This is a genomic window from Granulicella cerasi, from assembly GCF_025685575.1.
GTDB lineage: Bacteria > Acidobacteriota > Terriglobia > Terriglobales > Acidobacteriaceae > Granulicella > Granulicella cerasi.
Genome location: NZ_JAGSYD010000002.1, coordinates 607,064 through 621,082, shown reverse-complemented (window position 1 = coordinate 621,082; position 14,019 = coordinate 607,064). Strand labels below are relative to the sequence as shown.

The 14,019-nt window shown below is 57.4% G+C and carries 10 protein-coding genes; 4 read left to right on the top strand and 6 right to left on the bottom strand.

The genetic code is table 11. The annotated features are described in order from the left end of the window. Positions 1 to 3: 3 nt before the first annotated feature. Genes OHL11_RS08110 through OHL11_RS08095 form a run of 4 tightly spaced genes read right to left on the bottom strand, consistent with a single transcriptional unit; the run spans position 4 to position 6,363 of the window. Positions 4 to 1,452, bottom strand: coding sequence for an efflux transporter outer membrane subunit (locus OHL11_RS08110; protein WP_263370987.1), 1,449 nt, complete (start codon positions 1,450 to 1,452; stop codon positions 4 to 6). Continuing rightward, the gene (locus OHL11_RS08105; RefSeq protein WP_263370986.1) at positions 1,449 to 2,579 is read right to left on the bottom strand and encodes an ABC transporter permease; all 1,131 of its coding nucleotides are present in this window, start codon (positions 2,577 to 2,579) and stop codon (positions 1,449 to 1,451) included. The genes OHL11_RS08110 and OHL11_RS08105 overlap by 4 nt, the downstream gene beginning before the upstream one ends. 2 nt (positions 2,580 to 2,581) lie before the next feature. Then, positions 2,582 to 5,317 (bottom strand): ribosome-associated ATPase/putative transporter RbbA, encoded by a 2,736-nt coding sequence (gene rbbA / locus OHL11_RS08100; protein WP_263370985.1) that lies wholly within the window; start codon positions 5,315 to 5,317, stop codon positions 2,582 to 2,584. Continuing rightward, complete coding sequence (locus tag OHL11_RS08095) at positions 5,317 to 6,363, bottom strand: HlyD family secretion protein (protein ID WP_263370984.1); 1,047 nt, start codon at positions 6,361 to 6,363, stop codon at positions 5,317 to 5,319. Before OHL11_RS08095 ends, rbbA begins: the two co-directional genes overlap by 1 nt. An 820-nt stretch (positions 6,364 to 7,183) precedes the next feature. Here OHL11_RS08095 and OHL11_RS08090 point away from each other — a divergent pair. Further along, on the top strand, positions 7,184 to 8,803 hold the full coding sequence (locus tag OHL11_RS08090; protein ID WP_263370983.1) for a Na+/H+ antiporter: 1,620 nt from the start codon (positions 7,184 to 7,186) through the stop codon (positions 8,801 to 8,803). Positions 8,804 to 8,809: 6 nt separating this feature from the next. Here OHL11_RS08090 and OHL11_RS08085 read toward each other — a convergent pair whose 3' ends face one another. Further along, positions 8,810 to 9,421 (bottom strand): RNA polymerase sigma factor, encoded by a 612-nt coding sequence (locus OHL11_RS08085; protein WP_263370982.1) that lies wholly within the window; start codon positions 9,419 to 9,421, stop codon positions 8,810 to 8,812. A gap of 97 nt (positions 9,422 to 9,518) precedes the next feature. Between OHL11_RS08085 and OHL11_RS08080 the strand changes: the two genes are divergently transcribed. Both OHL11_RS08080 and OHL11_RS08075 read left to right on the top strand, forming a co-directional pair. After that, positions 9,519 to 11,099 (top strand): DHA2 family efflux MFS transporter permease subunit, encoded by a 1,581-nt coding sequence (locus OHL11_RS08080; RefSeq protein ID WP_263370981.1) that lies wholly within the window; start codon positions 9,519 to 9,521, stop codon positions 11,097 to 11,099. A 66-nt stretch (positions 11,100 to 11,165) separates the two neighbouring features. After that, complete coding sequence (locus tag OHL11_RS08075; protein WP_263370980.1) at positions 11,166 to 11,813, top strand: TetR/AcrR family transcriptional regulator; 648 nt, start codon at positions 11,166 to 11,168, stop codon at positions 11,811 to 11,813. Positions 11,814 to 12,705: 892 nt separating this feature from the next. Here OHL11_RS08075 and OHL11_RS08070 read toward each other — a convergent pair. Beyond that, positions 12,706 to 13,188: a MarR family winged helix-turn-helix transcriptional regulator gene (locus tag OHL11_RS08070; RefSeq protein WP_263370979.1), complete on the bottom strand. Its 483-nt coding sequence runs from the start codon at positions 13,186 to 13,188 to the stop codon at positions 12,706 to 12,708. 84 nt (positions 13,189 to 13,272) lie between these two features. Here OHL11_RS08070 and OHL11_RS08065 point away from each other — a divergent pair, with 84 nt between their 5' ends. Continuing rightward, positions 13,273 to 14,019, top strand: a complete 747-nt coding sequence (locus OHL11_RS08065) for an SDR family NAD(P)-dependent oxidoreductase (RefSeq protein WP_263370978.1) — start codon at positions 13,273 to 13,275, stop codon at positions 14,017 to 14,019.

Here is a 14,019-nt window from a genome sequence, read left to right as displayed (position 1 = left end):
ACATTACTGCCATCCGCCACCGAGGGCGGCGTATAGCTGGACGAGAGAAAGTGCCTCCTGCTCCTGCACACTTGCCAGATTCAATTGCGCGGAGAAGAGATTGGTGTCGTTTGTAAGAACTTCGAGATAGCTGCTGCGGCCATTGTCGTAGCGAAGCCGCGCAAGCTTCACCGACTGACTTGCAGCTTCCGTTTGCTTCTCCTGTGCGATACGGTCTTCCTTCGACTTCTGGTAAACAATCAGAGCATTCGAGACATCCCGGAATGCGGAGGCGATCGTCTTCTGGTAGTTGACGACCACCTCTTGCTGCGTGGCCTCAGCCGCCTTGAGATCGTTCTTCAGTCGTCCGCCGGCAAACAGCGGCTGGCTGATCGCGCCGTTCGCAAGCCAATAGCTGCTGCTTGAATCGAAGAGCTTGTTTAGCTGGCTTGTTGACGTTCCTCCAAGCGCAGTGAGGCTGATCTGAGGAAAGAATTGCGCGCGGGCCACACCGATGCGGGCGTTGGCAGCCACCAGTTCTGCTTCGGCTCTCTGGATGTCGGGACGCCGCTCCAGGAGTTGAGAGGGAATCCCCGTCGGAATCTCTTCCGGATGAGGCTGCTCGGTATTGCGCTTGCCGCGCACAATGGGCCCTGGGTTGCGTCCCAGCAGGAGTGACAAGCTGTTTTCCTGCTGGCGAATCTGGCTTTCAAGCTGCGGCTGAACTGACTCGGCAGCATACAGAAGCTGCTCCGCCTGATGGACATCGGCCATCGTGGTTGCTCCGGTCCGCTCCCGCAGACTCACCAGACGCAGGGACGCCTTCCGGGAATCAAGCGTGGCCTTTGTAATTTCGAGCTGGGCGTCGAGCGCACGAAGCTGGACATAGGCCGACGCAACGTTGATGACAATAGAGCTAAGCGTGGCGCGGCGGCCCCACTCTGTCGCCAGCAGTTCGGCTCGTGCGGCTTCGTTTTGACGCCGATAGAGTCCCCAGAAATCGAGGTTCCACGCCGCCGTTGCAGTGAAACCCCCACCGTAATACTTTGGGGAGGTCTCGTTGCCAAGAAGTCCGCTGGGAATGCCGACGGCGCTGTAGGCCGCTCCGGCATTCGCGGACGGCAGCATCTGGGCTTTCGTCACCCCGACCTGAGCCTGCTGTTCGAGAATACGTTGCGCCGCAATGCGTACGTCGTAGTTGTTCTTAATCGCCTCGGCTAGCAGAGCTTTCAGATCTTCATCCTTGAAGACCTCTGACCACTTGAGATCAGCTACGGAGGCCTGCCCTCCCGGATCCTTCGTCACCAGCTCTGCGTCACGGTAGGTGGGCGGGGCCACAACCGCGGGGCGCTTGTAGTGAGGGCCAACCATGCATCCGCTGAGTAATAACATGCTGGCGACAGAAAGACCGGCAATTTCGGCCGGCTTTGTTTTTCGGCCCCGTTTCTTGTTGGCTTGTATAGGCTGCGTCATGATTGCATCGATCCAATCGACCGCCGGAATCGCACCAGCGCGGCTGTAAAAAAGAGAGCGGCAATCCCAAGCATCGCAAGGAACTGTGGCCACACAACATCGAATCCCGCCCCACGGTAAAGAATCGCCTGAGCCAGGCTCACGAAGTGCGTGGTGGGTGCAACCCGCATGATCTTCTGCACAAGCAGCGGCATGCTCTCGCGTGGTGTCAGTGAACCGGAGAGGATCTGCAAGGGCAGGAGAATGAGGATCATCAGCAGGCCGAACTGAGGCATCGAGCGGGCAATCGTACCGAGGAAGATGCCCATGGAGGTCGTCGCGAGCAGGCTGATCACCACACCGGCAAGAAACAGCGGCACGGAACCGGAGATCACTACTCCGAGAGCTCCCTTGACCATCACTTCCAGTCCGAATGCGGCGGCGAGAAGAACCACCAGGGCCATCGACCAGACTTTCGAGACCATAATCTCGAACGGCGTAAGAGGCATCACCAGCAGGTGCTCGATGGTTCCATGCTCGCGCTCGCGGATCAGCGCGGCGCCCGTAAGGATAATCGAAAGCATCGTGACGTTATTGATGATCTCCATCACGCCGGAAAACCAGGACTGTGTGAGGTTAGGGTTGAACATCATGCGCGGTTCGAGCGATATAGGGGCTGCTTCGACCGAACGATACCGCTGGGCGAAGTCGGTGACATCGCCACTCACGATGCTCTGCAGATAGCCTGCACCGATAAAGGCTTGACTGACCAGAGTTGCGTCTACATTCACTTGAACCGCGGGCGAGCGCCCCGCGAGCACATCCCTCTGAAAGTTGGGAGGGATGTCCACGGAGAAGGTATAGCGGCCAGCATTCATACCCGCGTCCGCGTTCTGCTGCGTGGTGATTGTCGGAGCATTGAAGTAGGGAGGGTAGATGCTATCGATGATGTTCATCGATAGCTGGGACCGATCCTCGTCGACAATGGCGACGGGCGCGCGTTGCAGCGTTTCCGGCTGGGCGTGAGCCGCCACATAGATCCCGAGAGAGAATGACCACGCAATGAGGATCAGCATGGCAGGATCGCGATACAGGCTCCGGAACTCTTTGATGCCGAGATGAAAGATATTCCCAAGGCTGCGGAGCATCGCTACTCTCCCTGCTTCTTCAGCAGCAATACGCTGCCGATGGTGAGTACCGGAATCGTTGCAAGCAAGGCGAAGAACGATCCAGACAGATCGGAGAAGGAGAGTCCCTTCGAAAAGGCACCGCGGCAGATGGTGAGAAAGTGTGTGGTGGGATAGATATGGCCGATGAATGCTCCGAAGCCGGAAAGAGACGATACAGGATTCAGCAGCCCCGCAAACTGGACTGCGGGCAGTAGGGTTCCCATAGCCGTCCCAAAGATCGCTGCAATCTGGCTTTCCATAAGCGTCGAGGTGAGCAGACCGAAGGCGGTCGACGCTGTGACATAGATAACGGCGCCTGTGGCAAGCGCGAGCAGGCTGCCATTGATTGGAACACGAAACAGAAATACTGCCATAAGGGTCATAAGGACGAAATTAATCATGCCAACGACGATGTACGGCAGTTGCTTTCCAAGTAGAAACTCGAGCTTCGTGACCGGCGTGGTGTAAAGATTGAGGATCGACCCAAGTTCCTTTTCACGCACGACCCCAAGAGCCGTCAGCATGGACGGAATGAAGATCAAAAGCAGGGGAATCACTGCGGGAACCATCGCGATCAGGCTTTCCACGTCCGGGTTGTAGCGGTACCTTGTTTCGAGAGAATAGAGACCCGCCGTGCTGGCGCCGAGGCGGTGGACCGCAAGGTCGGAGAGATAGCCCCCATGCATGCCCTGCACATAGCCCAGGGCCGTCTCGGCCCGCTGCGGCATGGAGCCATCGAGCCACACGCCGATCGCCGGCTGGGCACCCCGGAGAAGATCGCGTCCATAGTTCGGCGGAAGCTCGATGGCCAGGCTCAGCTCGCCGCTGCGGAGCCGTCGATCCATCTCCTGATAGTCCGAAATCGGCGGTTTTTCTACGAAGTAGCGTGAGCCGGAGAGATTGAGCGCATAGTCCTGGCTGGCTGCACTCTGGTCGTGGTCGAGCACCGCAAAGGTCAGGTTGTCGACGTCCATATTGATGCCGTAACCAATGATGAACATGAGCAACAGCGTCCCGCCCAGAGCGAGGGTAATGCGGATGGGATCGCGCCGCAGTTCCAGCGCCTCTCGATAGGCGTAACTCAGCAACCGCTGCAGGCTGAAGGTCCTGTGCTGTCGCGTTTTGTTCCCAGCTTGCGTTGGAGCTGGTTGAGTAGCAGTCTCCGGAGTGGCATCATGCTTTGCATCGGAAGCCTGGGCCTGCTCGAGATACAGGATGAATGTGTCCTCGAGTGTCTTTTGCCCGCTCTTTGCGACCAAGTCGGCGGGCGTTCCGGTGGTCAGGATTCGTCCCGCATGCATGAGCGAGATCCGGTCACACCGCTCCGCCTCATTCATGAAGTGTGTCGAGATGAAGATCGTCACGCCATCACTCCGGGAGAGGTCCAGCATCAGCTCCCAGAAGGTGTCGCGTGCTACCGGATCGACCCCAGAGGTCGGCTCGTCGAGGATCAGCATCGCAGGTTTGTGAATGACTGCGACCGCGAGCGACAGGCGTTGGCGAATTCCCAAGGGCAATCCTTCAGGAAGTTGATCGATGACCGAGGCCAGATCGAAACGCTGCACCATCTCATCCACACGCCCATCGATCTGCTCTTTAGGCACTTGAAAGAGCTGCGCATGAAGTACCAGGTTCTGCCCGACCGTAAGCTCCGTGTACAGCGAAAACGCCTGAGACATGTATCCGACATTGCGGCGGGTTTCGATGTCACTGCTCACCGATTTGCCGAACAACAGTGCTGTGCCTTCGGTCGCCGGAAGAAGTCCGGTTAGCATCTTCATGGTGGTCGACTTGCCGCAACCGTTCGATCCGAGAAAACCGAAGATCTCCCCACGCTCCACGGTCAACGTCACATGATCGACGGCGGTAAATTTGCCGAAACGCCGGGTCAGGTCACGCGCTTCAATCGCCACCTCCGCATTCGGCTTTCGTGGCGGAATCACAAGCGTACGGTGGCCCTGCCGGTCCTGTTCCGGGAGTAATTTCACGAACGCTGCGTCGAGTGTCGTTTGACCGGTACGCTGCCGTATTTCCGCTGCGGTCCCTGTGGCCAAAACGCGGCCAGCATTCATGGCGACCAGCCAGTCGAAGCGTTCCGCTTCTTCCATATAGGCGGTCGCAACGATCACGCTCATGCCGGCACGACGCGAGCGTATCCGGTCGATCAACTCCCAAAACTGACGACGTGAGAGAGGATCGACACCGGTGGTGGGCTCATCGAGGATCAGCAGATCGGGATCATGGATCAGCGAGCAGCACAGGCCAAGTTTCTGCTTCATGCCACCCGAAAGCTGACCCGCCGGACGGTCGCGAAAGGCAGACAAGTCTGTGCTCTCAAGCAGCTCGTCGATGTGCCACATTCTTTCCGACTTCGATTGACCGAAGAGGCGCCCGAAGAAGTCGATGTTTTCGAGCACAGAGAGCGTGGGATAGAGGTTTTTTCCCAATCCCTGCGGCATGTACGCAACCCGTGGGCAGACGCGCTCACGATGGCCGCTATCCGCCATGCTGCCGCCCAGCACTTCGACAGAACCGCTCTGGATCTTTCGTGCTCCTGCGATTAGCGCCAGCACGGTAGACTTGCCGGTTCCATCGGGGCCGATAAAGCCGACCATCTTTCCTTCGGGGATATCGAGCGTGACCCCGTCGGTGGCGAGCGTCTTGCCGTAACGATGCGTTACGTCTTGAAGGCGCACCACGGAAGAGGTCTGAGCCATTATTGGGTGATCCTTGTCTTCAGGTTGTCAGGCCAAGGCACAGAGGGATCCACGCGAACGTAGGCAACTCCGGGCAAGCCGGACTTCACCTGCGTAATGTGCTTGCGCAGCAGATCGGGATCGATCCTCGCCTTAATGCGGAAGACAAGCTTTTGGCGCTCGCTTTCGGTCTCGACTGTTTTTGGTGTGAACTGAGCGACATTGGCGACAAAGGATACGGTGGCGGGGATGACATACTGCGGAGCAGCATCCAGCACAATATGAACTTCAGATCCCATCGCCACCTTTCCGGCCACCGTCTCCGGCAGGAAGAAGGTCATATAGACATCGCTGAGATCGACCATGCTGAGGACTTTGCCGCCTGGGGAGACGACCTCACCCGGTTGGGCAATGCGGAACTGGACCCTTCCGGACCGCGCAGCGCGCAGCTCGTTGTCCGCGATCTCTGACTTCAGACGATTCTCCGTGGCGATAGCGGCGTCCACATGAGAGCGGGCTTCCAATACCTGGGAGTTCGCTGCGGTGACCGTTGCCTTTGAAGCGGCGGCCTGCGCCTTGGCTGCAAGGACAGCTGCCGCGCTTCCTTTCTGGCGAGCCATGTCGTCTTCGTACTCCTGGATGGAGGCCGCATGCTGTTCAGACAGAACCCTGGTGCGTTCCGCGGTCTTCTCGGCCGAGACCTGCTCCGCCTCCCGCTGGGAGACAACAGCGTTCGCGGCCGCGACTTCGCTCTGATGCTGACCGACAACCGAAAGCGCGGCCTCGATCGCGTTCCGCGCCTCGGCTTCTTCCGCCTTTGCCTGCTGCAGTTGTGCCTGAAGGACATCCGTATCGATGCGGGCTACCACCTGGCCAGCGGTGACGAAGTCACCATCGTTCACCAGCATCTCGGTAATGCGTCCGGCATTCTTGGACGCAATATCCAGTTCGGTGGCTTCCACGCGTCCGTTCCCGCTCGCGAAGGCCGGACCTAATGTCTTCGGCCGCAGGCGTAGCCATGCAATGAATCCCGCAGTAGCCAGCACAGCAACAATCAGCACAGCCACGACTCCCCTAATCAGGCGGTGGACTGATGACGGAGCCGTGGGGATACTGGATGGCGGCTTTATGGCAATGCCAGCTGCGGGTTGAGGAGGCTGTTGCGAAGAAGGGGTGTCATTCATGCTGTCAGCGGTCGGTCCTGGACTAGAGAATTCGCGGGCGGACTAGAACGATTTTGTCGGCCGACCGCGCGTACTTCTCAGATTCAACTCGCTGCAGCAAAGTCGCAGAACTTCACTCGGAGTCCTTCGGATGAGCTTACACTTTCGAGCGATACGCATCCCTATACATACTGTATACGAAAGGCGAACGGGGTGGTAATCGGTCTCACGGCAATGAGAAGTACGTAGAACCGGGTTCATCAATGAGGGACTGTCTGAGACAGACTATATGCAAGCCCTAACAAGCTCCGCAGGCAGGGTTTGTGACGCCAATCACATCCGAAACGAACGCAGGGTACCTGCCGCGGTTCTGAACGAGAGGGGTTTCTTGGTCATGGACGTTCAGGTTTCGTGACGACGGCGCAGATACGGTACCGTCTTTTCGAACGCACGACGGATTCCCGTTGAGAGGAATTGAGCCTAAGCTTCCAAAGCTGCCGACAAGGTGCCTGTGTCATATACATACTGCATCGAGAGCGCCACCGGCCTCAGGTGGTGAGTCACGATAAGGAAGTCGTCGCGGGCCTCTACCTTCTGGTCAAGTTTCATTTGAAGTGAACCAGAAATGCGACTGTCCTATCCGAGGGTTCATCAAACCCATGGCAGGGCATAGGAGATACACCTCCTCATACGCCCTGCGGACTTATTGAGGAATGGGCCGCGCTTGGAACAACTCACTACGATTCTTGTTCTGCTTTTTGCAGTGTGCGTAACGGGTGTGCTTTCGCTCGTATCGCGAATCCCATTGCCGCTCCTGCAGATCGGTCTCGGCATAGCTCTGGCCGCTCTTCGCGTCCACAGCGCTATGGAGCCATCCTTGTTTCTTCTATTATTTGTGGCGCCCCTACTTTACGTGGACGCCTACCGCTTTCCTCGCGCGGAATTTGTCAGCCTGCGGACTCCCATTTTGAGGATGGCTGTAGGCCTGGTGGTGTTCACCGTCGTCGGAGCTGGTTACTTCATTCACTGGCTCATTCCATCCATGCCGCTGGCTGCCAGTTTCGCCCTCGCCGCCGTCTTGTCGCCTACGGACGCTGTCGCCCTTTCAGGTTCGATTCGAGGTGTGCGTATCCCCTCTCGTCTGCTTCACCTGCTGGAAGGAGAAGCCCTTCTTAATGATGCGTCAGGGCTTGTCTGCTTCCGGTTCGCGGTTGCGGCAGCACTTACGGGCGTATTTTCCGCGACTCATGCTCTGATGACCTTTCTTCAGGTTTCACTGGGTGGCGTTGCTGTCGGGGCAGTGGTTGCCTTTCTCGTGATGCAAGGGGAGCGATGGATTGGAAAGAGACTCGGTTCTCATCCCGCCTCCCAGATCCTGATGACTCTGTTGCTGCCGTTCGCTGCCTATCTCGCAGCGGAACACATGGGTTTCTCTGGCATCTTATCGGCCGTCTCAGCTGGATTCATCGGCAATCTTGTCCTCCAGGAGATCCCGGAAGCAGAGACCCGGATCAAGTCGGAAGTCATCACCGATATGATCGAATTCACCTTCAACGGCCTCATCTTCATCCTTCTTGGTCTGCAACTGCCCGCGATCGCGAGGAGCATTCCGGCCGTCATCGAGGAACATCATCTTCACTCGTCGTGGGTTCTGGGCGCATTTGTTTTGGGGATCACAATCGTTCTCGGGTTCCTGCGATTCTTCTGGTCATGGTCCTCCCTAAAATGGACTTCTCTCCTGAGGAGACACAAGGAGGACGTCCGGACCCGCACGCCCAAAAGACTGCTCGTGGCTACAGCCTTCGCTGGCGTTCGGGGTGCGGTGACGCTCGCTGCGGTACTTTCACTACCTACCAGTTTGAACGATGGCACGCCATTCCCCGGACGGCAGTTGGCGATTCTCCTCGCTGCCGGCGTGATTCTGTTTTCTCTCGTGTCGGCCTCAGTGGCGCTGCCTATGGTCATGAAAGGGATTCACGATCCACCAGAGTCTTCTCTTGCGGCGCAGAGTCGAAGAGCTCGGATCTCAGCGGCTCATGCAGCGATTCGAAGGCTCGACGAGCTTGAAAAGGAGTCGGCAAAGGAAAGCAGTCTGCCGGAAGACGTAGCAACGGTTTCGAACCGTCTGAAGGATTACTATCGCAGGCGGGTCGTGGGGCTTGATGGTCAGGGTGCGGGCAGTGAAAGAGCCAATACACATCGGCAACAGGAGAAGAGGCTTCGCATGGAGGCACTGCGTGCGGAGAGGCACGAGATCAACCGCCTGGTTCAGGAAAGGCTTCTCGACTCGGAAGCTGCGCGTGTCATCCTGCACAAACTCGACAATAGCGAGGTGACGCTGTAGGGACGTCTACGCGCGGATACGGGCCGACGCGCGTCCATGCCAAACCGACGCAGCGGCGGACATTCTCTTCTGCAGCTCGCGGCGCGCACGCAGGCGCCGGGATTTTACGGCTGCCAGCGAAAGATTCAAGCGTTTTGCCACCTCTGGGAGAGGAACCTCTTCCGTAAGCTCGATTTGAAGGATGGTCCGGAAGGAAGCCGGCAGGAACATGATCGCCGAGCGAACCTGGTCAATACTCTGCTGTTGAATGAGCCGTTCCTCAATGGACTCACCTGCAGGAAGCCGGCCCTTTCGGATAAGGGCAGCCTCCATCGTCGTCAGTTCATCGGAGTACTCGATACGACGATGTTCCTGACGTCTGTGAATCATATAGACCTCGTTGATGACGATCCTCGTGATCCACGTCGAGAAGAGAGACTCATTGCGAAAAGTAGTCATGTTCCGCCACGCCTTGAAGAGTCCGGACTGAACGGCGTCTTCCGCCTCAGACCGGTTAAGAGTATATCGTTCTGCGGTCCGGAGCAGGCGTTCGCGCCACCGCTCGCTCAGCACTTCAAAGGCTCTCTCATCCCCATTACAAGCCTGGCGCGCGACGGATTCATCATTCTCGTATTTCATGGAATCCTATCCGCTTCAACGATTGTGCCCCTTGCAGCATTCGATTTGATATACGTACTGTACATGAAGAATCGATTAACCTATCGGAGAGCGGACGATGGCAAATGCGGAACGATGGCAACCTAAGGCAAATCCGTGGCTTATCGCGGCGACCGTTGCGCTAGCTGCTTTTATGGAAGTGTTGGATACATCCATTGCGAATGTCGCCCTTCCCCACATCGCAGGCAATCTGGGTGCCAGCCAGGACCAGGGAACATGGGTGCTCACAAGCTACCTGGTTTCGAACGCAATCATCCTGCCGGTCGGAGCGTGGGCTTCGAGCGTCATCGGGCGCAAGAACTTCTTCCTGCTCTGCATCATCATCTTCACGGTCGCCAGTTTTCTCTGCGGCATCGCCCCATCGCTTCCGATTCTGCTGCTAGCTCGCATCATTCAGGGAATCGGTGGAGGCGGTCTTCAGCCGATGGCGCAGGCCATCATGGCCGACTCCTTTGAAGAGAAGAAACGCGGATTGGCGTTCTCGCTCTACGGACTCGTCGCCGTTCTCGCTCCGTCCATCGGACCGACTATGGGAGGTTGGATCACGGACAACTATTCCTGGCGATGGATCTTCTACATCAATCTTCCGGTTGGTATTCTGGCGTTCGTTCTGGTGACCAGGCTTGTCGAAGATCCACCCTGGATCAGAGCAGATCGCAACAACCTTCGGCGGCTGGATTACATTGGCCTCGCGTTTCTGACATTGGCCATGGGTGGTATGCAGATCTTCCTGGATAAGGGCGAGGAGAACGACTGGTTTGCGTCCAATTTCATTCGCGCGTTTGCGGCCATGTTTGTGGTCGGCATGGTAGGTCTGATTTGGTGGGAGTGGCGCGCGAAGAATCCCATCATGAACATCAAGCTCTTTCGCTACAAGAACTTTGCGATCTGCTGCGCTCTGATGATCCTGGTGGGTGGCGTATTGAACGCCGCAACCGTGCTCCAGCCACAATTCCTCCAGCAGTTGCTGGGTTACACGGCGACCAGTGCCGGGGAGGCGCTCACGTGGGGAGGTGTCACTCTCCTCTTCGTCATGCCGATGGCGGGAATTGCGACAAGCAAGTTCGCCGCGAGGAACCTTGCTGCAGTCGGATTCTGCTTTTTCGCGGCTGCTTACTATTACGCGTCCACCCACCTAAGCCTGCAGATGAGCTTTAGCTTTGCCTCCTGGCTGCGGGTGATCCAGATGATCCCAATCCCGTTCTGCTTCATCGCCATCACCAATGCGGCTTATGTCGGTCTGCCGAAAGAGGCAAGCAATCAGGTGTCAGGCATCATCAACTTCGTTCGCAATGTGGGCGGCAGCATCTTCATCGCGGTGACGGGTGCCATCGTCACCAATCGCTCGCTCTTCCACCAGGCGCGGCTGCAAGAGGCGATGCAGCCAGGCAGTATTGCCTTCACGAATCAGGTGAACGCCCTTACCGGTTATTTCCAGACGATGGTCAGCCATCCGGAGGCTGTCCAGATGGCCCGGGGAACGATCTACCAGCAACTTAACCAGCAAGCCGCCGCGCAGGCCTACCAGGACATCTATCGATGGTTGTCGTGGATGTCCGTTGCCATGATCGCGGCGGCGTTCATGCTCAGCAAGAACCGTCCCGGCGAAGGGGCCCCCGCGGGGGAAGCTGTTCACTGATGCGAATCTCTTCCCTACGGATAAAATGTTGACTTGCCACAATCGGCGACTTGGTACTCTACGCAAATGCCTCGGAAATCTGCTTCTACTCATACCGCTCCAGCGAGGAAACCTCGTCTTTCCCGCCAGGAGCGCAAGACACAGACGCGCGCCAGCCTCATCGAGACGGGGCGGCGCCACATTCTGCGTGAGGGGCTCGGAGACGCTGCTGCGGAACGTATCGCTGAAGAGGCAGGGTTTTCCCGGGGTGCATTCTATGGCAACTTCACCGACAAAGAGGATCTTTTTCTCACCATCGTGCGGGACGATCAGGAAAAACGTTTCAGCGTGTTCCGAACGATCCTTGAAAGCGATGAACCCGTCGAGAGCCTCTTGAAGCGTCTTCGCGAAGCTCTTGCGGACCGGGTCACCGATCCGGAATGGATCATTCTGGAAGCAGAATTCGAGGCTGGCGCGTTACGCAGCGAGAAGATGCGTCAGACCTACATCGAGCTGTATCGCAGCATGCTGAAGGATGGGCGGCGGATCCTCAAGAAACTGGCTCAACAACCTGGAATCCAGTTCACCCTGCCTCCGAACGAGTTCCTGATGGCGATGCTTAGCTTCGCCCATGGCATGGCCGTGAGCCAACGCCTGCTTGGATCGGAGATCTCCGTCAAGGGGACGCGCAAGCTGATCTGCTCCATCTTCGATCGGCTGCTTACGACGAAATAGGGGAAAGCAGAGGAACTCGTCAACATCAGGGTTGCGCCTCCAACACCGTCAGGCTGCGGCCGGTAGCACCCGTTCGAAGGGAGTCCGTCGTCACTGCCAGCGTCACCCCTGGAGTAAGTTCCCCGTCCAGTAGCGCGCGAAACGCGTCTGGAATGTGAACGCGACGACGTTCCGAGTCGCTCAGTTCTTTGCTCCCAACCCAGTTCTCTCCAGGCAGGGGCAGCTGCATCCAGTGAAATCCTTTGGCATCAAACCTGTGTCAAGCTATATGCCGCGGTTTCTGTGATCTCTCCGGCAATCGTTACAGGAGAAGATCCAATCAGAATCCCGTTGCGCAGAACGATCAATCTGCGATCGGCGCCACTGAGAATGAGCGAGACTGGACAACTCGTCGACTTCTCCCGCTGCCAGATCCAAGCACCATCCTCCGCTTTTTCCGTAGAAGCTTCACTCTGAAGCAGGTCCGGCGTGGGTGCGACCCTCGGAACTTCGTCCAGTTCCGTAATCACGACCGTCATTCCTAGCGCCGTCGTGGCATACAGCAGCTTTGCAGCTCAAGCCTGGGAGCGATTATCGCGTTGCTACAGAGCCCGTTCGGACCGCGACCGAAAAGGTATACGACACCTACAAAGGACAGATCGAGCGATTCTCGAAGCCTGAGCTTCCTCACGTAGTTCCGTGACGCAATCTCTGGGGAGCCATGTAAGTGAATGTTGTGACAGCAATGTCGTGCGATAGCCGTTCATCCGTGGCATTCTTTTTTTGACTTGCGTATAGAGCAGGTCCTGGAATTGCCTTCGGAGGGTGCACCAAATCGTTCAACGAGTCGCCTTGACACTGCGGGTTCCAAGTTGCGTTCTGCACTTCTACTGGGCTATCCGACACGGCAGCGCTACGGATTGCCTTCCGCGGGCTGGATCGAACCGCTTAGGTTTCGATTCGCGCCACGCTCCAGTTCTCGCAGAACTCGAACCGCTGCCATGCCGTCCTTCTGACTGATCTCCCGCAGCAGATCGTCACGAAGATCCCGAATCACCTTGTCGAGCTTTCTTACCAAGCCCCTTCCCTTAGGCGTTAGATGGATCGTTTTCGCTCTCCCGTCCCCGGGATCGGGTTTGCGTAATAACAATCCATCCCGTTCCAGTTGATCGACGGAGCGTACGACTGCCGCTTCATCGATCCCGGCCTCATACGCAATAACCTTCTGCTGGACCCCGTTGCCCATTCGCGCAACCACGAGAATCGGTGCTGCCACAGAGAGAGAAACTCCAAAGCGTTCCAAAGCCGCTCCAGCGGCCTTCTGCCACGCGCGGCCGGCTGGAAGAACCATCCAGGTCAAGGCGACCGCCCATTCGTCGCTCGATTTATAAGACATAAAGATAGTTGACGCATCAACGATCTCTCGCGTCTAACAAAGAGTAGCACTCCTCCGAGCGGACGGGTGCAGGGAGAATGGCATATGAGCAGACTGCAGGGAAAGGTGGCATTGGTTACGGGAGCCGCACAGGGGATGGGCGAGTCCCACGTCCAGCGCTTCATCGCAGAAGGCGCGAAGGTGATCCTGACCGATCTCAATCAGGATGGAGGGTCGGCGCTCGCTGCCAAGCTCGGGAAGAACGCTTTGTTCCTTCACCATGATGTGACGAGAGCTGAGGACTGGACAACCGTTATCCAGAAGGGCGAGGCAGAATTTGGGCCCATCACCATCCTTGTGAACAATGCCGGCGTACTTGGTCCAGTTGCAAAGACAATCGATATCAGCGAAGCCGACTACCTGAAGGTTTGTGCGATCAACCAGACATCAGTTTTCTTGGGCATGAAGGCTGTCTTGCCCTCGATGGTGAAGGCGGGCATCGGTTCCATCGTCAACATCTCCTCCATTGCGGGCATCGCAGCCAACTATGGCTTCCCGAACCTTGCATATGTCGGCAGCAAGTTCGCGGTACGAGGCATGACGAAGGCCACCGCAATCGAATACGCTTCGAAGAATATCCGTGTGAACTCCGTGCACCCGGGCTTCATCCAGACACCTATGATGGTGGCGGCAACCGATGAAAAGGGCGGAGACGCACTCAGTCTGATTCCTCAAGGACGCATCGCCGAACCGGGTGAAGTCACCAATCTTGTGCTGTTCCTGGCCTCGGATGAGGCGTCCTTCATCACCGGTACCGAACACATCGTCGACGGCGGCATGCTGGCCCAGTAA

Bases quoted from the DNA above. Each gene is read 5' to 3' on its own strand.
- OHL11_RS08110 (WP_263370987.1), bottom strand. From the start codon at position 1,452: ATGACGCAGCCTATACAAGCCAACAAGAAACGGGGCCGAAAAACAAAG.
- OHL11_RS08105 (WP_263370986.1), bottom strand. From the start codon at position 2,579: ATGCTCCGCAGCCTTGGGAATATCTTTCATCTCGGCATCAAAGAGTTC.
- rbbA (WP_263370985.1), bottom strand. From the start codon at position 5,317: ATGGCTCAGACCTCTTCCGTGGTGCGCCTTCAAGACGTAACGCATCGT.
- OHL11_RS08085 (WP_263370982.1), bottom strand. From the start codon at position 9,421: ATGAAATACGAGAATGATGAATCCGTCGCGCGCCAGGCTTGTAATGGG.
- OHL11_RS08080 (WP_263370981.1), top strand. From the start codon at position 9,519: ATGGCAAATGCGGAACGATGGCAACCTAAGGCAAATCCGTGGCTTATC.
- OHL11_RS08075 (WP_263370980.1), top strand. From the start codon at position 11,166: ATGCCTCGGAAATCTGCTTCTACTCATACCGCTCCAGCGAGGAAACCT.
- OHL11_RS08070 (WP_263370979.1), bottom strand. From the start codon at position 13,188: ATGTCTTATAAATCGAGCGACGAATGGGCGGTCGCCTTGACCTGGATG.
- OHL11_RS08065 (WP_263370978.1), top strand. From the start codon at position 13,273: ATGAGCAGACTGCAGGGAAAGGTGGCATTGGTTACGGGAGCCGCACAG.